This is a genomic window from Parasphingorhabdus sp. (assembly GCF_039982395.1).
Lineage (GTDB): Bacteria > Pseudomonadota > Alphaproteobacteria > Sphingomonadales > Sphingomonadaceae > Parasphingorhabdus.
This window is the reverse complement of the sequence record NZ_JBDWYO010000005.1, coordinates 1-22,649: the sequence shown is the minus strand read 5'-3', so window position 1 is coordinate 22,649 and position 22,649 is coordinate 1. Positions and strand designations below refer to the sequence as shown.

Here is a 22,649-nt window from a genome sequence, read left to right as displayed (position 1 = left end):
ACGAACGGAGGGGTGGGTTTTGGAGTCGGAGGCTTTGGGTTTACTACCCCGTCACCCTGAACTCGTTTCAGGGTCCACCTCTCCAAGATCACAGGCTGCGATTGAGGCGCAATGGATCCTGAGCGGAACGCCATCGAAGATAAACGAGTTCAGGATGACGGTGGTGGTTGGCCAGAATGCCTATGAACGGGGCACCCCGCTTAAATCCCGCCGTCGGTAACCTCGTAACCCGCCGCCTCAAGACCCGCCTTCAGCGCCACGCGGCAGGCCTCCAGATCGTGCGGATCGGTCGATCGCACCACGAAATTCGCGCCGACCGTGCCGTCACGGAAAAACGGATAGCTGCCGATGGCGCAGCTTTCATGGGCTTTTTCTGTGTCCCCCAGGATCGCGGCAATCTCGCTTTCCGGGGCCCAGGCGCCCAGCGTGGCCGAGAGCAAGGGCGCGCCGCCTTCCAACGTGCCGGTCAGCGCATCGAGCATGCCGGCCGTGATATGCGGAACGCCCGCCATCAGGAACAGATTGTCCAGTCTGATACCGGGGGCGCCGGACATGCGGTTTTCGATCAGCTCCGCGCCTTCGGGCACACGGGCCATGCGCAGGCGGCCTTCGTTGATGCCGCCGCGACTCTCGTAATATTTCTCGAGGATCGCGCGGGCCGTCGGGTGGATGACCACGCCGATGCCCAGCGCCTTGGCGATCGCATCGACGGTGATATCATCATGGGTCGGGCCGATGCCGCCGGTGGTGAACAGATAATCATTGCGCGCGCGCAATATGTTCACCGCCTCGGCGATATGATCCATATCATCGGCGACCACGCGGACCTCGGCGAGGCGGATGCCCTGCACGTTGAGCCAGCTCGCAACCTGCGCGATATTCTTGTCCTGTGTCCGGCCGGAGAGGATTTCATCGCCGATCACGATCAGCGCGGCGGTCCAGATTTTTTCTTGTGTCATGCCGCTGCTATAGAGCCAAGGGCGGCGATTTGGGAATATGTTATTTCGGGTCGGCGACCGGCTTTGCCCGATAGTCGGAAAGCGGCGGGCGGGCGATATCATCCAGCGGCACGTGCAGCCACGATGGCTCGCTGCCCAGCCGCGCGTTGAAGCGGGTGTTGAAGCTGAACGGTTCGGGCTCTACGGCAAACAGATCGGGGCCATAGAGCGGCGCGATATCCTGCGGCGCATAGCCCATCAGGCCGAGCATCGTCGGGAATATCCGGTAATGGGAACGCTGGTCCTTGCCGGCCGCCGCGGCCTCGGCCCAGCGCTGGTTCCGTTCTGCGTCCCCCCGGTCGCCGATCACCACCAGCGGCACCACACCTTCCTCGATATTCGGGGCCGGCGTGCAATGGGTCGCCTCGCCGCCACCGCCGCGCTCGTGAAAGCTCTGGCCATGGTCGGACGTATAGAGGATCGTCGCGTCGCCGATGGCCTCATAAGAGAACAGCCGGTCGAAAAAGCCGCCGACGCTCCACAACAATGTGTTGCGGTAGCTGTTGCGGTAGAGCCGCCAATTGTCGGCGCTGCCGTCGAGATCATCGGGGGTCGCCATGTCGGTGACATCGGCAAATTTGCCACGCTTGAGCATCGGCTGGTAGCGCGCGTGGCTCATCGGGAATTTGTCGCTGACCGGGAAATGGCCGCCGACCTTGTTGATCAGGATCAGCTGCGGCACATCGTCGGCGAGATAGCCCGCCAGCCGGTCCGCCACCGCATGATCGCGGTCGACCACCGGCACCTCGTCAAACTGGTCCCAGACGTCGATCAGCTTGCGCTCTGCATCGTCCATCTGGTTCTGGTAACGGCCGCCGGTGCGCTGGGCATCGATATAGATGGTGCCCAGCCCCGCCGCCTTGGCATAAGCCCAGATCGACGGCCCGGTGCGGATCGTCTCGCGATAATTGTCCCGCGTCCCGCCAAAGCGCAGCACGACATTGCTGCCGACGCTGCAATGGGTGATCGAAGTCGCCAGCCCGAAATTGTGGATCGGCGGCTTGGGGCCTGCTTCGGATTCCCCGGCTTCCCCGGCCTCCCCTTCATCCGGCAGCAATCCGGAATAGACCCCGGCCGCGCTGTTGATATCCAGATAGGCCCCGGCAATGCTCTCGTCGACGATCAGCACAATATCCGACGTCCGCCGCGCCGCACCCGGCTTGAGCGTCACCTTCTGGCGCGGGCCTTTACCTGTGGTCGCCATATCATAGACATAGAGCATCGCCAGACTGGCCCCGCCATGCGAGGATGGCAAAGCGCTGCCCCCTTCCCCGCCCCGGAAGAACAGCAGCACCGACAGCCCCAGCAAGACCGGCAGCGCAACAGCCTTCGCCGCCCGCGTCACCAACCCGTTTGCGCCGCGCGGTTTCATCCCGACCCCGATCAGCAGCAGCAACGCCTTGCCACCCGCCAGCAGCAGCGCCACGCCTTGCTGCTCCAGCGCGCTGCCCAGATCCCCGGCGCTCTGCACCATGGTAACAAAGCTCTCGTAACTCATGAAGTCGTTCACCGCCCATTGATAACCATCGACCATCATCGACCCCGCCGCCAGCAGCAGCGCCAGCGGCCAGCGCAGCCAGCCGTTTTTGAACAAGGCAATCCCGACCAGGCTGACCAGACAGGCCGCGAACAATATGCCGAAGGCGATCAGCCCGACCAGATGGAAATCCGGCACCGCTAGCATCACCAGACGCCGCCAGATCTCGCCCCCGCCCAGCAGCAGGGACAATATGATCAACATATATTTCACGCGGTTTTGCATCAACATCCTGAAAATTATCACTATTTCTAGAATCTGCCGATAGCAGAACGAGGTTAATATCACCCAAATGCCGCTCATTTTTTGGGGTCTCGCCAAATAAGGCTGCCATGCTTATATAGGCCCCATGACAGACTATATGACCGTAGAAGACACCACCCCGCAATCCCGCACCGGCGCGATCAAGCTGCACGGACCCGACGGTTTTGAAGGCATGCGCAAGGCCGGCCGGTTGGCCGCCGAGATACTGGACTCGCTGGTTCCGCACGTCGTCCCCGGCGTCACCACCGGCGCGCTCGACGATATGGTCCGGCATCAGGCCTTTGCTGCCGGCGCCGTTCCGGCCACGCTCGGCTATCGCGGTTTCACGCACAGCTGCTGCACTTCGATCAACCATGTCGTCTGCCACGGCATTCCCGGCGACAAGAAGCTGAACGAAGGCGACATCGTCAATATCGACGTGACCGTGATCGTCGATGGCTGGCACGGCGACACCAGCCGCATGTTCCTGGTCGGCAAGACCCCGATCAAGGCCAGCCGTCTGGTGCAGGTCACCTATGAATCTCTGATGCTCGGCATCGAACAGGCCAAGCCCGGCAACCGCATGGGGGACGTATCCCACGCGATCCAGACCCACGCCGAGCGCCACCGCTATTCCGTCGTCCGCGATTTCTGTGGCCATGGTCTGGGCCAGATGTTCCACGACGCCCCCGAAGTCGTCCACGCCGGCCGCCCCGGCACCGGCCCGGAGCTGCGCCCCGGCATGTTCTTCACCATCGAACCGATGATCAATATCGGCAAATATACGTGCAAGATGCTGGAAGACGGCTGGACAGCCGTCACCCGCGATCGCTCGCTATCGGCCCAATTCGAACATAGTATCGGGATTACCGAAGACGGGAACGAGATATTTACGAAAAGCCCGACGGGACTGGATTGCCCGCCTTATTGAGGGGGTGAGATCGCCTGTCTTCTTGCGAGGCTTTTCAAGCCTATACCCAGATAGCCGTGACAGCAGGATGGAATTTTCTGAAGGAAAGTAGCGGATTCTGCGCAAAATTAGGCTAGGGCTAGGCACATGCTCACCCATCGACCCTCATGCGCAAATATAGGCCACAGCATTGCCTGCATGACGGGCTTGCTCATGGTACCATGCGTCCCGGCCTTTGCGTCCGAACCGATCGAGCAACACAAGATTCTCGCCGACGATGGCGCGCCAGAGGATTTTTTCGGGTTTAACGTCGCGATCTCCGGCAACACGGCGATCGTCGGGTCCTACAAAGCGGACGACGAGGTTAAGGGCGTCAATACAGGCTCCGCCTATATTTTTGCGCTGTCCGATGGCATCTGGCGCCAACAAGCGAAGCTCACCGCTGGCGATGGCTTGGCAAATGATACGCTTGGCGGCAATGTCACAATTTCTGGTGATACCGCTGCTGCCGGCGCAATTGGTCACGATAAGAACGGCGACAATTCAGGTGCGGCCTATGTGTTCGCCCGATCTGGAGCAACCTGGGGACAGCAAGCCAAGCTCACGGCGAGCGATGGCGCGAAAGGTGACGCGTTCGGTCAAAGCATCGCAGTTCACGGCAATACAATGGTAATCGGCGCACCGCATGATGACGATAAGGGTGATGGTTCGGGTTCCGTATATATTTTCACCAGGGCCGGAACAATCTGGACAGAGCAGGTTAAACTCACGGCGGCAGACGGCGCAGCGGGCGACTTGTTCGGCATAAGCGTTGCGGTCTATCGGGACACGGTTTTGATCGGTGCCGATTTGAACGATGAAAAAGCCCCCAATGCGGGTGCGGCTTATGTCTTCGTCCGATCCGGAGACGGCTGGGTTCAGCAAGCCAAGCTTACGGCAGACGATGGCGCAGACACAGATATATTTGGCGTTCGGGTCGCCTTATACGGGGATACCGCCTTGATCTCGGCCCGCCGGGATGATGATGAAATAATGGGCGTGGATGCGGGCTCTGCCTATATTTTCACGCGCACCGGAATGGCTTGGAACCAGCAGGCAAAGCTCACCGCTCCGGACGGTGCTGCCGATGATAGATTTGGCCGCAGCGTCGCGCTCAACGGGAAAATGGCACTCATAGGCGCGATGCATCACGACGATCGGGGCAATGATTCTGGTGCCGCCTATATATTCAAACGCTCCGGCCATATGTGGAAGCAACACAGAAAATTGACGGCTGCAGATGGCAAGAATGGTGATCTATTAGGCTGGAGCGCGGCATTGTCGGAAGACATCGCGCTAGTCGCGGCTAGTCGTAGTGACGACAGAGGCGCAGAATCAGGCTCTGCCTATCTGTTTGACCTCGGCGACGAGTAGCTTGAAACTCTAGCATCCGCTTTCTCGACCTTGCGGTCACCATGCTAGCGTCCGCTTTGGGCGCAAACGCGGACGTTAGGAAAACGGTAGCTGTCGATCGGCTTAGCCACAGCAATCCAACCTTCTTTCGGACACAAGTTCGAAACAATAGTTATATTTCATTCTTCAGTAGAACTAAGTAGGAGATTGTTTTGTATTGCCTTTAAGGGTGTTTTGGGGAACTGTACGCATTAGAAACAGACTGATAAAAAGATAGACAGAACAAGGGGCGAGTTAACATGTCGTTGCAGGAAGAGGTCAAAAATGCCCGGCAAAAGGTCGTTACCGATGGGTACGAAATGTCTTTGGGAGAGATTATAAATCTGTACCGGGACGGAGAACTTATCATTGACCCGGTTTTTCAAAGGCTGTTTCGATGGGATGACCAAAGAAAGACGCGGTTTATAGAGTCGCTCATCCTAGGAATACCAATTCCACCGATATTTGTTTACCAAGATGAGAACGGGATATGGGAACTTATTGATGGCCTTCAACGCCTTTCAACGGTGCTCCAACTCACCGGTGATCTTGGTGGAGAACGAGCTGAAGAACTAGGTCTATTAGCATTAAACGGGACGCGATTTCTACCAAGTTTAGATCGTAAGCTTTGGAAACCATCGAGTGAAAATGCGGATGATGGTCTTGGCAGTACTTTGCAAATAGAGATAAAGCGAGCGCGATTGCGCGTTGAGATTCTTAAAGCCGAAAGTGCAGCGTCCGCAAAGTACGAGCTTTTTCAACGGCTGAATACAGGCGGTGCGGGACTGACCGAACAAGAAGTTCGAAACAGTATCGCGGTTTCTGTAAACAAGGATTTTTATGATTGGCTTGTAACGCAAGCAAGTCGCGAAAGTTTTATACGCACGACAAGGCAAACCGATACTGCGCTGGAAGCGCAGATGGGCCTCGAACTTGTTCTCCGTTTTCTCGCTTTCAGATTAGTGCCTTACCAAAATGGTTTGGATGTTCATGAATATCTTGACGATGCATTATTTAGTTTGGCTTCAGGCGAAGACTTTGATGCCGTTACCGAAACTGAAGTATTTGAGAAGACATTTCGTTTTTTGGATACCGCCCTTGGAGACACGGCTTTTCAAAGATGGGACGGAACCGCATTCACAGGTAAGTTCTTAATGTCAATTTACGAAGTTATGTCGACGGGAGTGTCCAAAAACTTATCAGAACTAGAAGCGATGACGGAGGACGGCCGCAACAGTTTTCTTTTAAGTGTCGCTCAAAATCTGTCGAATAATGAGGTCTTTGCGCTTAACTCGGGTGGAGGTGTCCGCGGCACCACTCGCCTCTCCAAGCTTCTTCCTATCGCCCAAGACATTTTGAAACCATAGAGATTTCGCATGGCGAAGATCAATACTATCGGCCAATTACAAGATGCACTAGACACGGAAATGGCTTGGAGGATCAAGGAAATTGGAGCCTTCCACATGGGCTCGAAATCGAACGGTTCTCAAAGAAAGCCGTTCATACGTGCCGGTATTGCGTTGCTCTATGCTCATTGGGAGGGCTTTATAAAGTGTGCATCGGAATTGTACCTAAGTTTCGTTGAGAGCCGCGGCCATAGTTATCGAGAGCTAAAGACTTGTTTCTCTGTTTTTGGCCTAAAAGGAAAACTAGATACCCTTGTCGAAGCCAGAAAATCGGAGCCAAACATAGCGGCTATGGAATTTGTTATGAATGAACTTGGAGGCCGTGCGAAGCTTAAAATCGCATCAGCTGTACGCACGGATTCGAATCTGACTTCAACAGTCTTCGCAAATATTGCAAGGTCATTGGACATAAAAACAGAGGACTACGAAACGAAATTTAATCTTATTGATACAAGCCTAGTTCTTCGGAGAAATAAAGTTGCACATGGCGAATATCTTGAACTAAGCGGAAGCGATTTTGGCCAACTAATCAGAGATGTTGTGCAGCTAATGCGAGCTTACAAGATTGATCTTCAAAATGCAGCAACCCTAGAGGCATACAAGCGACCAGCTGCCTAACGTCCGCTTTCGGGATATAGCGGTCACATTCAATGTTTCGAATTATGAGAAAAAAGACGTTGTCGGAAGATCATTGGAAGTTTCCTATTGAATAAATCTCGTTTCATTGGGATATTTAGTCTCTTCATAGTCGAGGTCTATTATCTCCAATCTACAAATGCAGTTGTTTAATCAGAAAGCAAAGCTGGTTCCTTTCATGGTCCTGCTCATATTGACGAGCCTTCTGGCGATCCCGCAATCTGCTGAAGGCCAGGACCAGCTTAATCCAGAACCCATTGCCGTTGAGAGCTATTCTGCCCTGCCCTTTTTGCATTCGCCATCCCTGTCTCCGGATGGCACGAAACTGGCGGTGTTGGTCACCAAAGGGGACGCAAAGCATATTGGGATAATTGACCTATCTGCGCCAAAGGAAAGCGAACCCAAATATTATTCTATCGGCGAAAACGAGCTTAACTGGTTCCATTGGGCGGGAAGCAAACAGTTGCTCATCAGTTTCGGCAGCGCACGAAATCTAGTTTTTTTCGTCTATTCGACCAATACTCTCAAGACCATTGATCTGGAAACATCCAAGATTACTTCGCTGAATGAAAAATCAGAATTCATCAAAGACGAGATCATTTTTCAGGACCCTTATGGGCGGTACATCATTGCCTACCAATATCGACGGGGAAAACCCTATGCTGTTCGCATCGATCTGTCCGACGCCAGTGAAGTGGTCTTGGAAAAACCCCGTCACCAGATTGATCAATGGATCGCTGATAACAAAGGAAATATCCGCGCCGGTATAAATTACAGCAAGAAGCGATGGCGGCTATATTATCGGGAACAGCCGGGCGGCGAATTGGTGAAGATAGAGAACCGTCGCTATGATTCTTTTGAAGATGGTGTCGTGGAAGACCTTCAGTTTTTGCCGGAAACCGGTCAGGCCATCATATTGACGAATGGAAAAAACGGACGGTTCGGCGCCTATAAATATAGTATTCGCGAAGACATTATCGGTGACGCTATTTACGAACATCCGACCGCGGACGTGACCAATCTGGTGATGGACTCCTCCAAAAATCTGATCGGCGTAGAATATGATGCAGACAAACCCGGGCAAAAGTGGCTGGTTCCAGAATTGGAAGATCTCTACCAGCGGATTGGCCGGGTTTTCAAAACCAAACAGAACAGGATATTGGGAACCAGCAGCGATCGCTCGGTGACGTTATTCTGGTCGGGGTCCGGTTCGGATCCGGGCTCCTATTATCTCTATTATCCCCAGTTAAAGAAAATCGAACAGGTTTTGATCCCGTATAACAAGATTGATCCTGACAAAATGGTGGCAATGGAACCTGTCAAATATCAATCACGCGATGGCCATATGGTGCCCGCATATTTGACGATGCCAAACGGATCGAAAAAAACGGATTTACCGACGGTAATCCTGCCGCATGGCGGTCCGTTCATGCGGACCAGCTGGAGGTTTGACCCTTGGGCGCAATTGCTGGCCAATCGCGGATATGTCGTGCTGCAACCGAATTTCAGGGGCTCCACCGGCTATGGCCGGGATTATGTCGAAAAAGGCTATGACCAATGGGGTACAGGGATGATCGATGACATTGACGACGGGGCCGACTGGTTGATCGAACAAGGTATCGCCGACAAAAACAAGGTCTGTATAATGGGCGCCAGCTATGGCGGCTATGCCGCGCTTTGGGGCTCGATCCGGCAGCCCGAAAAATATAAATGTGCCATCAGCCTGAATGGCGTGACCGATGTTCGCGCGATGCTGAAATATGACAGGAAGCAATTTGCCGCACGACGCTATGCCCGAAAATGGGAAGAGAAGGTCGCGGGTGAAGAGAAGAAAGACCTTGAAGCTATCTCTCCGGTGAAACAGGCTGCGAGAATGAAAGTGCCCGTGCTTGTGGCGCAGGGACTCCGAGACACAAATGTCCCCAAAGAACAGGCTTATGATTTCGTGAAAGCACTCGATAAGGCCGGTTTTGACAAGCTTGAGAAAATCTACTTCCCCAAATCGGGGCATGATTTTGCCAACAGCGCGGACTCCACAAATTTCTTGAAAAAATCGCTGCAATTTCTCGCCACACACAACCCGTCGGCAATCAATAGTGATCCGCAAGCCGAAGATCTGAAAATTGAGGCAAAGGCGCCGGAAGAGGAAAAAGATGAGAAATGAGGCGTGAATTTCCCCTGACGCTCGCCTAAGAAACACAAGATCATAGAGACGACGCGCATATATGTCAGTGCGGTGAATTTCGGGAATTGCAACAGCGCGCGGCATGCACGCCCCAATGTCGCCCGTCGAACGGCCGGTAAATTTGATCGAACCGCCCTTGCGCCCAACCTCCCTTGCCCGACAGTTGCCGCACAAAAGGATGGGGATCCTATGATGATCAACGCGACAATTAGAAATCTCTTCGCCGTGGCTCTGTTGAGCGGCTTTGGTGGCCTTGCTGCCGCCCATGCGGAAAGCAGCACCGACAATGGCACGCGCGCGCCGGAAGCGACCGCAGCCGAGGCCGATATGTCGTTCTGGGATATATCCATGCTCGAACGTGGTTTTATCGACACGGCGCCAGCGGACAGGAATGACGCTATTCCCGTCGGCACATTGGGGGTTGATGGCGGCGATGCGGATAGGATTGTCAAGCTGGCGCAGGAGATCGCCGACGACAAGCATGGCCGATACGATAGCCTGCTGATCGCGCATAAAGGCAAGCTAGTGTTTGAGAGCTACAACCGGCGTGGCCGCATCAATCTGGCCCATCCGCAAGCGTCTGCCGTCAAGGGTTACACCAGTCTGCTATTGGGCCGCGCGATCCAGTTGGGCTATCTGACGATGGCCGATCTGGACAAGCCCTTGGTCCATTTTCTGAAAGAGCTGGACCCGTCAAAATTTGCGGCGGGCACGGAGAATATTACGCTGCACAAGGCTTTGACGATGCACGGTGGGCTGAGCGTCGATGATGAGAAATGGAAAGAATTGGAGAAAGATCCCGCGCCGTTACAGGGCCAGGGTCTGGTGCAGACCCTCTTGGAACAGACGGGACCGATTACTCCGGAATCACAGGTCTATCGCTATGGCAACTTCAATCCAATGTTGGTGATGACGGTCATTGACGCGGTTGTGCCAGGCGGCGCCGAGGATTTTATCAAAACAGAAGTTCTCGATAGGCTGGGGATCAGCAATTATAGTTGGGACACGCATATCAGCGGCCTGCCGCAAGCCGGCTGGATGGTCAGTCAGACCTCGCGCGACATGCTCAAATGGGGCAGCGTCGTCCTCAATGAAGGACAATGGAATGGCGAACAGCTGATTTCGGCAGCCTATCTGGACAAGGCCACCAGCGGGCTGGTGAAGCCGACATTAGACTGGATGCCGGATACATATCGCTACGGCTATTTTTGGTATCAAACAGCTGTCGCTATCGGCGACAAAAGCTATGACGTAGCATGGGCCTGGGGTGGCGGCGGCCAATATATCATCGTGGTGGACGAGCTGGACCTGAATATTGTGATCACCGGTCATGATAGGGACGACAAGATCATGACGCAGGTCGCCAAAACCATCATCCCCGCCTTTATGTAGCCAAGCGAGGCTCAACACCGTAAGTCGGGCCATCACCGTCCAGCAACACAGGCACCAACTATGGCCCGCAAATATTCCAAACGTGGCGGCTATCAGGACCTAGAAGAAGAGGATGCGGCTCCGGTCGAAATTCCGGCTTGCTGGCTCTGCGCGCGACCGACCGGCGAGACTATCGTCTGGCATCATCCGGTGCCGAAAAGCCGGGGCGGGCGGGATGTGGTGCCGATGCATCCGATATGCCAGCAGACCGTGATCACCCATTTCACCAATAGCGAGCTGGAGCGTTTCGGGATGGATGCAGAAGCGCTGCTCGCCGATCCGACGGTGCGCAAATTTGTGAACTGGGTGGCCAAGAAAGACCCCGACTTCAACGCCACCATCACCAAGAAAAAGCGCTGAGCGGCCTGCTCAAACTAGTGAAGCGTTGCAGAGGCTAGCGGCTATAGTCCAGCGAACGCAAGCGCTTGCGGCATCGGATTGACCATATCAAAAAAAACCCGGAGCAATCGCTTGCCCCGGGCTTGTTTGTTTCGAACGGATCGGAAAGATCAGCTGCTGTAATACATGTCGAATTCGACCGGGCTCGGCGTGGTTTCGAAGCGGCTGACTTCTTCCCATTTGAGTTCGGCATAAGCTTCGATCTGGTCTTTGGTGAACACGTCGCCTTTGAGCAGGAATTCGTGATCGGCTTCCAAGGCTTCCAGAGCTTCGCGCAAAGAACCGCAAACCGTTGGCACTTCGGCCAGCTCTGCCGGCGGCAGATCGTAGAGATTCTTGTCCATGGCTTCGCCCGGATGGATTTTGTTCTCGATGCCGTCGAGGCCAGCCATCAGCAGTGCAGCCGATGACAGATATGGGTTGGCAAGTGGATCAGGGAAGCGGAATTCTACGCGCTTCGCTTTGTCGCCTGCACCATATGGAATACGGCAAGAAGCAGAACGGTTGCGGCTCGAATAAGCGAGCAGCACAGGCGCTTCAAAACCGGGGACCAGACGCTTGTAGCTGTTGGTGGTCGGATTGGAGAAGGCGTTGACCGCTTTGGCATGTTTGATCACGCCGCCGATATAGTGGAGGCACATTTCCGACAGACCGGCATATTCATTGCCCGCGAACAACGGCTTGCCGTCTTTCCAGATCGACATATGGGTGTGCATGCCGCTGCCGTTATCGTCCTTGATCGGCTTCGGCATGAAGGTTGCGGTCTTGCCATAAGCATGGGCAACCTGTTGCACGACATATTTATAGACCTGCACCCGGTCAGCGGTTTCGGTCAGCGTACCAAAGGTAATGCCCAGCTCATGCTGAGCGGCAGCCACTTCGTGATGGTGCTTGTCCATCGGCAGGCCCATTTCCATCATGGTCGCGACCATTTCACCGCGAATGTCTACACAGCTATCGACGGGCGCAACCGGAAAATAACCGCCTTTGGCGCGCGGACGATGGCCCATATTGCCCATGTCATAGTCACGGCCGGTGTTGGTTGGCAGTTCGATGTCGTCGATCTTGAAGCCGGAACGGTCATAGCCGTCTTCAAACTTCACATCGTCAAACATGAAAAATTCAGGTTCCGGTCCAACATAGATGGTGTCACCGATGCCGGTCGACTTCAGATAGGCTTCGGCGCGGACCGAGGTCGAGCGTGGATCGCGGTTATACAAGCTTCCGTCGCCGGGTTCGACAATGTTGCAAACCAGGATCATCATCGGCGTTGCAGAAAACGGGTCCATATAAACGGCATCCAGATCGGGACGCAGGATCATGTCGGACTCGTTAATCGCTTTCCAGCCTTCGATGGAAGAACCGTCAAACATGAAGCCTTCTTCCAATACATCTTCGTCGATAACTTCTGCGCACATGGACAGATGCTGCCATTTGCCACGCGGATCGGTGAAGCGAACATCGACCCATTCGACTTCGTGCTCCTTGATCATTTTAATTACATCGGATGCTGAATTGCCCATGTTTTAGTCCCTTGATTTGGTGTGTATGTTGGTTGCGAAAGAAAGTTTAGATGGCGTCATTGTCACGTTCGCCGGTCCGGATGCGGATGGCGGCTTCGACCGGAATGACGAAAATCTTGCCATCGCCGATGCGGCCGGTTTGTGCAGCAGCAGAAATGGCTTCGACCGTGCGGTCGGCAAGATTGTCTTCAACGACAACTTCCAGCTTCACCTTTGGCAGGAAGTCGACGACATATTCGGCGCCACGATATAATTCGGTATGGCCTTTCTGGCGGCCAAAGCCTTTGGCTTCGGTCACGGTGATTCCGGAAACGCCCACTTCGTGCAGCGCCTCTTTGACTTCATCAAGCTTGAAAGGTTTGATTATCGCTTCGATTTTTTTCATGTTTGTCCGTTCCCGTGTCCCGCGTTCCGGGCGCTTCTTTTCTTGTAGAAAGAATGCGGCCCCGGTCGGGCACAATTGCCCGATGCTATTCAAATCCCATGCCAGAATCGATTCATCGAAAGAATCGCTGATATGCTTGGAAGCATTGCTAAGGCCTATTCGGACGACTGACAATGCCGCCTAAAAAACAGGCAATTACCGAGGCAAATGACTATAATTTAGGCAGTTGTTTTCCGCATCGGAAGACGGGTCGGTTCAACGTGGTGTCGGAGCCGTCATTTCGGGCAGATTGGCTTTTGTCCAGATTGACCGGTTCACCACATAATGGCGTATATTCTCGACCTGATCCTTGCTCAACTGTGTTCCGAACCCGACCATTCCATGCTGTTTCAACGCGCCGCCGGTCACAACAGAGGCCCAGGCGTCCGTATCAGGCAGGACGCCGCTCACCCGCAGATCAGGTGTGAAGCCATTGCCGATCGCGCTGTCGCCATGACAGACGAGACATGTGCGGCCATAAACCGCTTTGCCCGCTGCAATCTGCTCGGGCGTTCCGGTCTGCACCGGAGGATCCCAGATCACTTCGCCTTTTTCAGGTAGCGCCGGGAATTTCGTTGTGCCGCCCAGTTTCATCACCACCAGTCGGGGGATATTGGGAAGCTGGCGTGTGACGCCGCCCGCAACGCCGGCGACCAATGGAAAGGCTCCGCCCTTGCTGGTCAGGAAGGCAACATATTGCTCGCCGTCAATGAGATAGGTGGAGGGCGCGCTGACAATGCCGGACTGCATTGGCAGGCTGAGCAATTCAGTGCCCTTGTCGGCAGAATAAGCCTTCAGAAATCCGCTGCTGGTGCCCTGAAAGACCAGATTGCCCGCGGTCGTCATCGTGCCGCCATTCCACGCTGCGGGATGGTCCGCACTCCATGCAACCTTGCCGCTTTTCGGATCGAAAGCGACCAGCTTGCCGGTGGTCGCCGCAACGGCCGCCTTGTAAACATCCTTGTCGTCGGGAAGCTGGCCAATGGACCAGCCGATGCCGACGTTAAAACCAAGACGCTCGCGCTTCTTGTCAATATCGGAAACCGGCACATCATAGCCCTGCGGGATTTGCTGGGCCGGGATATAGACAAGCCCGGTCTTCGGATTGTAGCTCATCGGATGCCAATTGTGCGCGCCGAGGGCGCCCGGTATCGCAACGAATGGCTTTTTGGTTTTGTAGAAACGCGCGTCCGGATTCTCGATTGGACGGCCAGTGGTCAGATCATAGCCCTCGGCCCAGTTGATCCCGTCAACAAAAGGCTCTGCACTGATCAGCGTGCCGTCGATCCGGTCGATGACAAAGAAAAACCCGTTTTTTGGTGCATGATAGAGCACTTTGCGCATCTTGCCGTCGATTTCGAGTTCCGCCTGAATGATATGCTGGGTCGCGGTATAGTCCCATGTCTCGGCAGGCGTTTCCTGATAATGCCAGAGATATTTACCAGTGTCGGGATTGACCGCAACGACCGAGGATAAGAACAGGTTGTCGCCTTCGCCGCCCGACCGCAGGCCGTGGTTCCAAGGGTTGCCATTGCCGACGCCGAAATACAGCTGATCCAGATCCTCGTCATAGACGATACTGTCCCAGACGGTTCCGCCGCCACCGGATTCCCGCCAATTGCCATCGCCCCATGTGGCATTGGCCGCTTTTGCAAAAATCTCGTCACTCGCGGCACCGTCCGGCTTTCCTTCCGGATTGGGCACCGTGTAGAAGCGCCATTTCATCGCGCCATCGCTGATGTCATAGGCCGACAGATAACCGCGCACACCAAATTCTGCGCCGCCATTGCCGATCATCACCATATTTTTGACCACGCGCGGCGCGCCGGTGATGGTATAAGGTTTGCTGTTGTCGGTGGTCTGGGTTTCCCAAAGCCGCGCGCCGGTATTCGCGTCCAGCGCGATCAAGCGTCCGTCAATGGTCCCGAAGAACAGTTTCCCGCGACTGATCGCGACACCGCGATTGACGACATCACAACAGGCATCGACCGCTTTTTCGCCAGCAACTTCCGGATCATAAGACCATAGTTCTTCACCGGTCTTGGCATCATAGGCAAAGACTTTTGACCAGGCGGTCGAGATATAGAGCTTGCCATCGACCACGATCGGGGTGGCTTCCTGACCGCGGGCATCGGGGAGATCTTTAAACCAGGCGATGCCGAGCTCACCGACATTGCTTTCGTTGATCTTGTCGAGCGGGCTGTGGCGCTGTTCCTTGGCGTCAAAGCCGATATTGCTCCAGTCCGTCGCGGCCGCAGCATCAGCCGCATCCGGCTCGCTGGTCTGGCTTTGACAAGCCACCAACATCAAAGGGGCCAATAACATTCCCAGCCTACGCATCACCCGTCTCCTATAACTGCCGGATGGTTTGCCATCCGTGCAGTTAATTGACTAGCTAAACTGCAGGCCGTTGGTCAAGGACTATAGAGGGAAGGCCCGGGTGCAGGCTTCTATTCCTGCGTGGATTTCACCTGTGGCGCGGGACAACCCTGGAGTTAGTGACTGTCATATCCCGAAAACGGACGTGGCCATCAGCGAACCAGCAGCACCCGCAGATCATTGACGTTGGTGCCTGAGGGGCCGGTCATCAACAACGCATCGGCCCTTTCAAAGGCGCGATAGCTGTCGTCCCGATCGAGAAATTGTCTAGCCTGTTCGGCACCACCCATATTTTCCAATATGCCCGGCCATAAAAACGCGCCAGCATTGTCTTCTGATCCATCAATTCCATCGCTATCGGCGGCGAAGCCGCAAATATCTGGCTCTCCCTCGAGCGCCAAGGCACAGGCAAGCAAGTAAGCGGTGCATCGACCGCCGCGTCCATCACGATTGCGCACCGTAACGGTCGCCTCTCCTCCGGAGATTAGAGCGACTTTTCGTCCCTGCTCCTTGAACGCCAGAGCCTGTTGCGCATGGGCATAGCCGAGTTGCAGCGCATCCCCCTCCAGAGCATCACCCAGCATGATTGCCTCATAGCCATGGTCTTCGACCACAGCCACCGCGGCGGCACACATGTCGGCTGGCCGGGCGCATATCTTGCCCTTGGAACGCTGCATTTTGGAGTCGCCGGGTTTCGGTGTTTCCAGCAGATCGCTCTCCAGCATCGCCCTGATGGCAGGCGGCAGGGAGATTCCATATTTTTCGACAATCGCAAGCGCATCGCCACAGGTTGAGCTATCGGCCACCGTCGGGCCGGATCCGATCATCGCGATGTCATCGCCGGGAATATCCGAAATCGCAATCAATTGTGTCGTGGCGGGCCAAGCACGCGCCGCCAGGTGCCCGCCTTTGATCGCCGAGAGATGTTTGCGGACGATGTTCATTTCGCCAATTGGTGCACCGCAATGTAACAATGCGCGGGTGACGGCCTGTTTCTCCGGCAGGGAAATACCGGCGGCTGGAGCCGGAAGAAGCGCGCTCGCGCCGCCTGACATCAGAACCAGAAGAAGGTCATCTTGACCCAGTGCATCAACGGCTGCCAACGCTGCCTGCGCTGCCTGTGCCCCGGCGGCATCAGGAACCGGATGTGATGCTTCAACAATCTGCATATTATGAGGTGTAAAGCCGGGTTGAGCATAGCCTTGCCGCGTAACGATCAGACCGGTCGCCTCTTCGGGCCAACGATTTTCGATGGCAGCGGCCATCTGGCTTGCCGCTTTACCAACCGCTAAAATATAGGTCCGGCCAGAAACTATCGGCCACATCACGTCCCCCATCGCATTGACCGGCAAGGCCGGTGCCAGCGCGCGTTCATAAAGGTCTTTTAAAAAAGCTTTTGTTGAATCGGGATTTGATGTTTTATGCACTGCACAATAAAGGCCCGATTGTTTCGTCGTGGTCAAGCAGCTTTTCGGAGTGACGCCCCATCATGAATGATCGCCCCACGATAGACCATCTGCTGCATCGGCTCTCCGGCCATCTTGGTGCCGTATATCCCGATCATGATTGTGACAGACTGGCACAGCGTATCGTTGACCTGTTTTGGCCCGACAAAAGCCAGATCATCACCCGCTCGGAAATCGCCGACAAGCCGTTGTGGGATGAGAGCGACATCGCGATGATCACCTATGGTGGCACCATCCGATCGGATGGCAAGCCTCCGTTGCAAACATTGCACCGTTTTCTGAAAGAACATATCGGCCAGACCATTGGCACGGTGCATATTCTGCCATTTTTCCCCTATAGTTGCGATGACGGCTTTGGCGTGATCGACTATCTTAGTGTCGACGAAGACTTGGGTGACTGGTCCGATGTCGAAGCCATAGCAGATGACTATCGACTGATGGGCGATCTTGTGATCAATCACGGGTCGAGCAAGTCCGTCTGGTTCCAGCAATTTCTTTCCGGTGAAGCCCCGGGCAAGGACTATTATTACACGGCGGACCCGACCGCCGATCTGGGGAATGTGGTTCGTCCCCGCGCGCATCCCTTGCTTACCCCGTTTCGCACGGCTCTGGGGGATCGCCATGTCTGGAGCACATTTAGCAGCGATCAACTGGACTTCGACTTCACCAATCCCGAGCTGCTGATCGAATTTGTCAAGATTATCGCGGATTATATCGATCATGGAGTCAGGGTTTTTCGGCTCGATGCGGTTGCCTTTCTTTGGAAGGAAATCGGCACCAGCTCGATCAATCTGGATGAAACCCACGAGATCATCCGTCTGTTGCGGACCTTGATGGATCATCATGTCGAAACATTGATCATCATCACCGAAACCAACATTCCCAATCATGAGAATCTGACCTATTTCGGCAACCAAAATGAAGCGCATGTCATCTATAATTTCTCTTTGCCGCCCTTGCTGACGCATGCGCTGCTGACCGGAAACGCCCTCTATTTGAAGCGATTGACGCGCAGCAATCCGCCAGCGCTGACCGGTTGCACCTATCTCAATTTCACCGCCAGCCACGACGGGATCGGTCTGCGCCCAACTGAAGGCGTCTTGCCACAAGGTGAAGTCGATCAAATGCTGGCCGCCATCCAGGGGTTCGGCGGACGGGTTTCGATGCGCCGCGGTCCGGGCGGAACCGAAAAACCCTATGAAATGAACATCTCTTTTTTCGAGGCGATGCAAGGCACGTTAAAGGGGCCGGACGAACATCAGATTGACCGCTTCATGACAGCAATGGTGATCATGCTGGCGCTGGAAGGTATTCCTGCAATCTATATCCACAGCCTGCTGGCGACGCCGAACGGCTATGAAGATGTCAACCGAACCGGTCACAACCGGTCGATCAACCGCAGCCAGCTTGATTATGACGAGATAAGCGGGAAACTGATGGATCCCGCGACGATCGAGGCGCAGGTCTTTGCTCGCTTCCTATCGCTCGTCGAGATTCGCAAACAGCAACAGGCCTTTCACCCCAATGCCGTGCAGTTCACGCTAGCGCTTCCCGAAGGACTGTTCGGAATCTGGCGGCAAAGCCGCGAACGGACCCAAAGTGTCTTTGCCATCAGCAACGTAACCAAAGAGGCAAAGACACTGTCTCTTGCGGATATCAATCTGATTGCCGGCGACCAATGGTGGGATCTGATTTCCGGCGATACCATCACCGATATTGAAGGCGACTTTATTCTGGCGCCATATCAGACCATATGGATCAGCAATAAGGCGCCGGAAACCGTTTAGCGTCAGGCCCTAATCCTCATTGTCCAGCCGGACTGCTTCTTTGAATCGGTCGGTAAAATCAGGAATGGCGCTGTTGATCCGGTTCCAATTGGCCATGAACGGCGTTTCATTCGGGGATTCCAAGAACACTTCGCCGGCCGTCATGATATTCTGCGCAAAAAGTTCAACCGTTGTTTCTTCTTCATGCCGGTCCAGGGTCAGGCCGTTCATCACCGCATCATTGTAAAAGGTTTCGATCCGATCGAGCGCGATCCGGAAATAGGTCGCCTTTAGCGTGCGAAACGTGCCCGCGGAGAAAACCTGTCCGTCGGTCGCAAGTTTGCGAAAGAGCGACTTGGTGATGTCGATGCTCATTTTGGAAAGGCCGCCATTGGGATCATCATGAGACACCGATTGGTGCTTGTGGTCATAATTGTCAGCAATTTCGACCTGACATATCGCTTGGGTTGACTGGTTTCGCCACACTTCCGACAAGACGCCCACTTCCAGACCCCAGTCCGATGGGATACGAATGTTTTTCACCACCTGCCGGCCCATCGCAAACTCGCCAGCCAGCGCGTAGCGAAAGCTGTTCAAATAGGTGATATATTCATTGGGTTCACAGACCTTTTTAAGCGCTGCCAGCAAAGGTCCGATCAGCAAGCGCACAACCCGGCCGTTGAATTTTTCCTCTGTCGTCCGCGCATAATAGCCTTTGGAAAACACATAGGGAAAGGTCGGGTTGGCCACCGGATACATGAGCCGTGCGAGCATCGCGCGATCATAGGTCAAAATGTCGCAATCGTGCAGACCCACCATCTGGGCGTTGGTCGCCGATAGGAAATAGCCGAAACAAAACCAGACATTGCGACCTTTACCCGGCTGGGCAGGCGACAGGCCCCGCTCTTTCAACTCACCATCAAGCGCCGTCAACCGTGGGCCGCTGTTCCACAGAATATGATGGCGTTGGGGGAGGCGCGAGAAATATTGCTTGGCATATTCGAACTGCTCTTTGTCGGCCCGGTCCAGACCGATGATGATATCATCCAGATAAGGCACTTCACAGAGTTGATCGATAATATTTTCAAGCGCGGGGCCTTCCAGTTCGGAGAATAAACTTGGCAAAACCAAGGCCATCGGATTGGTCTTGCGAAAGCCCATTAGATCCGCTTCTAGCGATTCTACCGAGCGGTGAGACAGATTGTGGAGTGTAGAAATGGTACCGTTTTGATGAAAATCAGACATGCATGTCCCTGTGGTTGCTAAGCGCCTAGCCTAGTCAGCTTTCTGACAGATTTAAACCCAATCCCGTCAAAATTTCACGGACCGCGATAACCCATCCCTCCGGACCCGGAAAGGGAGCGGTTCGGACATGAGGTTTTGTCGATGTAATAGTAACACCTTCGGGGTTGGGCATGATCACGCCAACATCAGCGGCCTCGATCATCGCAAGATCATTTGGACCATCCCCAAGGGCGATTGCAACAATCTTGCTATCCGCTTTCCGTTCGGCCGTAACCTTGATGATATAGTCCATCGCTTGTTCTTTGGTAGCGCGACCGGTTAGATGATAAAACCGGCCGCCGCGCTGAAGTTGGATATCGGCTCGCCCGACATTCGTTTCCAACGCAGCCAGTTCCTCATCCGAACCGGTCCATAGAAAAGGTTCCGTTGCCTGGCGGTCTTTTGCCCGCTCGGCATCGTCAAAAGATAGCCCTGTGGCCCGACCTACCTCGGCCACGGACATATCGGAAAACCCGTTCATATTCTTGCGAATAGACGGGGATAGTTTATTAATTTGGTCCAGAATATCCTGATAGGCGACTCCCATGGTAACGGTCTGCGATCGCACGCTATCCGTCTGAAAATAGCCTTCAGGGCCATGAATGACCGACCCATTTTCCGTGACCCCAATGGAAAAGGGGATAGGGAGGTCTCGCTTCAACCAGAGCAATTCCGAAAACGTCTTGCTGGTGATAGGAACAACTTCTGCCAAATTCCGATCGGAAAGCAGCTGGATCAAGCGATCCGCCGGTTGCGCTGAATAGCTATGATGATCCAGTAAAGTGCCATCTAGGTCGGTAAATATTACAGGATGGATGGATAGTTTCGGCATAATCGCCATCAGCATAGCATCTTGGCTTTGGGCAGAAAACGGGAATGTGACGAATGCCCGCTTTTGCGCCCGAAGCGGACACTAGCCTAGTGTCTGCAATATCCCGAAAGCGGACATTAGCTTTGGCCTATTTTAATGGCAGCAAGTGGGGCGGAAAGCGGACATAGTTGCACAAGGTCCTGGCCGAGTATACGCTCACACCTATGAAGAAACGTTTGGCTAGTTCGGCAATGATGCTCAGTGCATTTGTTTTTGCCCCAACAGGCTCCGTGTTGGCGGAAAATGACCAGCCAGCTTGCGGTATGCTGCCGTCTAAAATCGTCGAAGACAATTTCTATGCTGGCTACGGGTTGTGCACTCTTAAGCAAGTGCGCGAGCAGCCGCTTTGGAAGGGTCTGAAATCAGATGGGCTGGTTCAACAATCCCGCTTCACTTTTGCTGACGGGCATTTGCGCTGGCTTTGGACAATCCGCATTGATGAACGCAAAAGCGGTGCTGGTAGAGTGGAAATCACTAGGATTGGGCGAGCGAATGGCTCTTTTCAGCGTGTCGAAAAGAAGCGGCATTGGCACCGTAGAATTAGCAAAACTGACATGACCCAGTTTAACCAACTGACGCGGGAAGCGGACCTTTGGAAATTTGAAAACGGCACTTGGGACCATGACGAAGAAGAAGATGCGATATATCTGCACTGTGCTACCCTAGACATGGAGAACATGAGCTCAAAAGGGTTCCGATATTCTAACGTCAATATTGGTTGCAATCGGCCGGTTAAATTGCAGGCTGCACTTGATCATGTGCTGGAAATCTCGAACTTGGATTGGGAAACAATTTACGACCGTTAGGGACACCTCAAGGTTGGTCGAGCAACCTGCGGCACAAAGGCGGCAATTGGGTCGTTTTCCGACCGACAGCTTCTACATTCCTTACGTCCGCCTTTGCGCCCAAAGCGGACGCTAGAAGCCGTTGTTTCTAACGGCAGTTTCAGGAGGTGAAAGCGGACGTCCTCAATCGCGCATCAGTTGATATTCAGAAACACGCCCCGCATCGTCAAATCGTATGACCAGCCACTCAGAATCAATTCTGATAAACCCTCGTTCTGGCCCAAGCCAGTAAACGGCGTCCCAATCTCGAAAATAGCCTGTCTCAGGGGGATGCCCTAGAAGCGTAAAAACATCTTCACGTGACTTGCCATCAAGCAAACCACTTTCGATCAAAGAATCAACCATCGTGAGACGTGGATGGCTTTTTGTGTCTTCCGATAGTTTCCATTTATCCACGTCGAATGATGCGCGCGGCATGTAGCCAAATTCGAATGACGCCCAAGCCAAAGCTGTTCCGACCAGTAAAATTATGACAACCAAACAGCCGCTTAGGCTACGCTTGTTGATGAGCTTCATTCATTCTCAATAGCACGAAAGAAAATGTCGGCAAATGGGTCGTTAACAGAACGGCAGCTTTGTTATCAGTAATGTCCGCAATATCCCGAAAGCGGACACTAGAAAGCTTGAATGTCAAATGCTCGTTTTCATCCTGACGCGATGCATTTGGATATATAAAAGCGTGAATGCGAATGTCCGCACAAAAAACAGACAAACGAAAGCAAGTTCACTTCCAGACAGTTTCATTTTAGGGACATAGATCAAGAAATATAAGCCTGCGAGCAGGTATAGGCTATAATGGACGTGATAGACCGACATCAGCAAAAACTTTTTTGGAAATTCGATAAGAAGAACTGTTATTCCGATCAAACAATAAACAAATTCGAATAGATTTTGTTCAATGTGATACGCGTGTGC

At 54.1% G+C, this 22,649-nt stretch carries 18 protein-coding genes; 9 read left to right on the top strand and 9 right to left on the bottom strand.

Annotated elements, in window-relative coordinates; translation table 11 throughout:
* Positions 1-200: 200 nt before the first annotated feature.
* Complete coding sequence (locus ABJV08_RS10050; protein WP_348036701.1) at positions 201-959, bottom strand: competence/damage-inducible protein A; 759 nt, start codon at positions 957-959, stop codon at positions 201-203.
* A 40-nt stretch (positions 960-999) separates the two neighbouring features.
* The gene (locus tag ABJV08_RS10045) at positions 1,000-2,838 is read right to left on the bottom strand and encodes a sulfatase-like hydrolase/transferase (protein WP_348036699.1); all 1,839 of its coding nucleotides are present in this window, start codon (positions 2,836-2,838) and stop codon (positions 1,000-1,002) included.
* A gap of 46 nt (positions 2,839-2,884) precedes the next feature.
* Here ABJV08_RS10045 and map point away from each other — a divergent pair, with 46 nt between their 5' ends.
* The 7 genes from map (at position 2,885) to ABJV08_RS10010 (ending at position 11,137) form a co-directional block, all read left to right on the top strand.
* Positions 2,885-3,709, top strand: coding sequence for a type I methionyl aminopeptidase (gene map, locus ABJV08_RS10040; RefSeq protein WP_348036697.1), 825 nt, complete (start codon positions 2,885-2,887; stop codon positions 3,707-3,709).
* A 177-nt stretch (positions 3,710-3,886) separates the two neighbouring features.
* Positions 3,887-5,101: an FG-GAP repeat protein gene (locus tag ABJV08_RS10035; RefSeq protein WP_348036695.1), complete on the top strand. Its 1,215-nt coding sequence runs from the start codon at positions 3,887-3,889 to the stop codon at positions 5,099-5,101.
* Positions 5,102-5,379: 278 nt separating this feature from the next.
* Positions 5,380-6,486: a DUF262 domain-containing protein gene (locus ABJV08_RS10030; RefSeq protein ID WP_348036693.1), complete on the top strand. Its 1,107-nt coding sequence runs from the start codon at positions 5,380-5,382 to the stop codon at positions 6,484-6,486.
* Between the two features lie 9 nt (positions 6,487-6,495).
* Positions 6,496-7,143: an MAE_28990/MAE_18760 family HEPN-like nuclease gene (locus tag ABJV08_RS10025; RefSeq protein ID WP_348036691.1), complete on the top strand. Its 648-nt coding sequence runs from the start codon at positions 6,496-6,498 to the stop codon at positions 7,141-7,143.
* Positions 7,144-7,300: 157 nt separating this feature from the next.
* Positions 7,301-9,325 carry a S9 family peptidase gene (locus ABJV08_RS10020; RefSeq protein ID WP_348052842.1) on the top strand — a complete coding sequence of 675 codons (2,025 nt, stop codon included), beginning with the start codon at positions 7,301-7,303 and terminating at the stop codon, positions 9,323-9,325.
* Between the two features lie 213 nt (positions 9,326-9,538).
* Positions 9,539-10,738, top strand: coding sequence for a serine hydrolase (locus tag ABJV08_RS10015; protein WP_348175765.1), 1,200 nt, complete (start codon positions 9,539-9,541; stop codon positions 10,736-10,738).
* A gap of 60 nt (positions 10,739-10,798) precedes the next feature.
* The gene (locus ABJV08_RS10010) at positions 10,799-11,137 is read left to right on the top strand and encodes a hypothetical protein (RefSeq protein ID WP_348036685.1); all 339 of its coding nucleotides are present in this window, start codon (positions 10,799-10,801) and stop codon (positions 11,135-11,137) included.
* A 149-nt stretch (positions 11,138-11,286) separates the two neighbouring features.
* Here ABJV08_RS10010 and glnA read toward each other — a convergent pair whose 3' ends face one another.
* From glnA to ABJV08_RS09990, 4 genes are all read right to left on the bottom strand, one after another.
* A complete protein-coding gene (glnA, locus tag ABJV08_RS10005) occupies positions 11,287-12,699 on the bottom strand; it encodes a type I glutamate--ammonia ligase (RefSeq protein ID WP_348036683.1) in 1,413 nt (470 codons plus the stop codon).
* 46 nt (positions 12,700-12,745) lie between these two features.
* Positions 12,746-13,084, bottom strand: a complete 339-nt coding sequence (locus ABJV08_RS10000) for a P-II family nitrogen regulator (RefSeq protein WP_348036681.1) — start codon at positions 13,082-13,084, stop codon at positions 12,746-12,748.
* A 255-nt stretch (positions 13,085-13,339) separates the two neighbouring features.
* Positions 13,340-15,463 carry a PQQ-dependent dehydrogenase, methanol/ethanol family gene (locus ABJV08_RS09995; protein ID WP_348036679.1) on the bottom strand — a complete coding sequence of 708 codons (2,124 nt, stop codon included), beginning with the start codon at positions 15,461-15,463 and terminating at the stop codon, positions 13,340-13,342.
* Positions 15,464-15,654: 191 nt separating this feature from the next.
* Complete coding sequence (locus tag ABJV08_RS09990) at positions 15,655-16,929, bottom strand: DUF4147 domain-containing protein (RefSeq protein ID WP_348036677.1); 1,275 nt, start codon at positions 16,927-16,929, stop codon at positions 15,655-15,657.
* Between the two features lie 62 nt (positions 16,930-16,991).
* Here ABJV08_RS09990 and ABJV08_RS09985 point away from each other — a divergent pair, with 62 nt between their 5' ends.
* Positions 16,992-18,755 (top strand): sugar phosphorylase, encoded by a 1,764-nt coding sequence (locus tag ABJV08_RS09985; RefSeq protein ID WP_348036675.1) that lies wholly within the window; start codon positions 16,992-16,994, stop codon positions 18,753-18,755.
* 9 nt (positions 18,756-18,764) lie between these two features.
* Here the strand turns inward: ABJV08_RS09985 and ABJV08_RS09980 are convergent, their stop codons facing one another.
* Both ABJV08_RS09980 and ABJV08_RS09975 read right to left on the bottom strand, forming a co-directional pair.
* Positions 18,765-19,979 (bottom strand): hypothetical protein, encoded by a 1,215-nt coding sequence (locus ABJV08_RS09980; protein WP_348036673.1) that lies wholly within the window; start codon positions 19,977-19,979, stop codon positions 18,765-18,767.
* A gap of 34 nt (positions 19,980-20,013) precedes the next feature.
* Entirely contained in the window at positions 20,014-20,850 is an 837-nt protein-coding gene (locus tag ABJV08_RS09975) for an HAD-IIB family hydrolase (RefSeq protein ID WP_348036671.1), read from the bottom strand.
* Positions 20,851-21,053: 203 nt separating this feature from the next.
* Here ABJV08_RS09975 and ABJV08_RS09970 point away from each other — a divergent pair, with 203 nt between their 5' ends.
* Positions 21,054-21,695, top strand: a complete 642-nt coding sequence (locus tag ABJV08_RS09970) for a hypothetical protein (RefSeq protein ID WP_348036669.1) — start codon at positions 21,054-21,056, stop codon at positions 21,693-21,695.
* A 162-nt stretch (positions 21,696-21,857) separates the two neighbouring features.
* Here the strand turns inward: ABJV08_RS09970 and ABJV08_RS09965 are convergent, their stop codons facing one another.
* Positions 21,858-22,250, bottom strand: a complete 393-nt coding sequence (locus tag ABJV08_RS09965; RefSeq protein WP_348036667.1) for a hypothetical protein — start codon at positions 22,248-22,250, stop codon at positions 21,858-21,860.
* Positions 22,251-22,649: the final 399 nt, after the last annotated feature.

Bases quoted from the DNA above. Each gene is read 5' to 3' on its own strand.
- ABJV08_RS10050 (WP_348036701.1), bottom strand. From the start codon at position 959: ATGACACAAGAAAAAATCTGGACCGCCGCGCTGATCGTGATCGGCGAT.
- ABJV08_RS10045 (WP_348036699.1), bottom strand. From the start codon at position 2,838: ATGAGCGGCATTTGGGTGATATTAACCTCGTTCTGCTATCGGCAGATT.
- map (WP_348036697.1), top strand. From the start codon at position 2,885: ATGACAGACTATATGACCGTAGAAGACACCACCCCGCAATCCCGCACC.
- ABJV08_RS10035 (WP_348036695.1), top strand. From the start codon at position 3,887: ATGACGGGCTTGCTCATGGTACCATGCGTCCCGGCCTTTGCGTCCGAA.
- ABJV08_RS10030 (WP_348036693.1), top strand. From the start codon at position 5,380: ATGTCGTTGCAGGAAGAGGTCAAAAATGCCCGGCAAAAGGTCGTTACC.
- ABJV08_RS10025 (WP_348036691.1), top strand. From the start codon at position 6,496: ATGGCGAAGATCAATACTATCGGCCAATTACAAGATGCACTAGACACG.
- ABJV08_RS10020 (WP_348052842.1), top strand. From the start codon at position 7,301: ATGCAGTTGTTTAATCAGAAAGCAAAGCTGGTTCCTTTCATGGTCCTG.
- ABJV08_RS10015 (WP_348175765.1), top strand. From the start codon at position 9,539: ATGATCAACGCGACAATTAGAAATCTCTTCGCCGTGGCTCTGTTGAGC.
- ABJV08_RS10010 (WP_348036685.1), top strand. From the start codon at position 10,799: ATGGCCCGCAAATATTCCAAACGTGGCGGCTATCAGGACCTAGAAGAA.
- glnA (WP_348036683.1), bottom strand. From the start codon at position 12,699: ATGGGCAATTCAGCATCCGATGTAATTAAAATGATCAAGGAGCACGAA.
- ABJV08_RS10000 (WP_348036681.1), bottom strand. From the start codon at position 13,084: ATGAAAAAAATCGAAGCGATAATCAAACCTTTCAAGCTTGATGAAGTC.
- ABJV08_RS09995 (WP_348036679.1), bottom strand. From the start codon at position 15,463: ATGCGTAGGCTGGGAATGTTATTGGCCCCTTTGATGTTGGTGGCTTGT.
- ABJV08_RS09985 (WP_348036675.1), top strand. From the start codon at position 16,992: ATGAATGATCGCCCCACGATAGACCATCTGCTGCATCGGCTCTCCGGC.
- ABJV08_RS09980 (WP_348036673.1), bottom strand. From the start codon at position 19,979: ATGTCTGATTTTCATCAAAACGGTACCATTTCTACACTCCACAATCTG.
- ABJV08_RS09975 (WP_348036671.1), bottom strand. From the start codon at position 20,850: ATGCCGAAACTATCCATCCATCCTGTAATATTTACCGACCTAGATGGC.
- ABJV08_RS09970 (WP_348036669.1), top strand. From the start codon at position 21,054: ATGAAGAAACGTTTGGCTAGTTCGGCAATGATGCTCAGTGCATTTGTT.
- ABJV08_RS09965 (WP_348036667.1), bottom strand. From the start codon at position 22,250: ATGAAGCTCATCAACAAGCGTAGCCTAAGCGGCTGTTTGGTTGTCATA.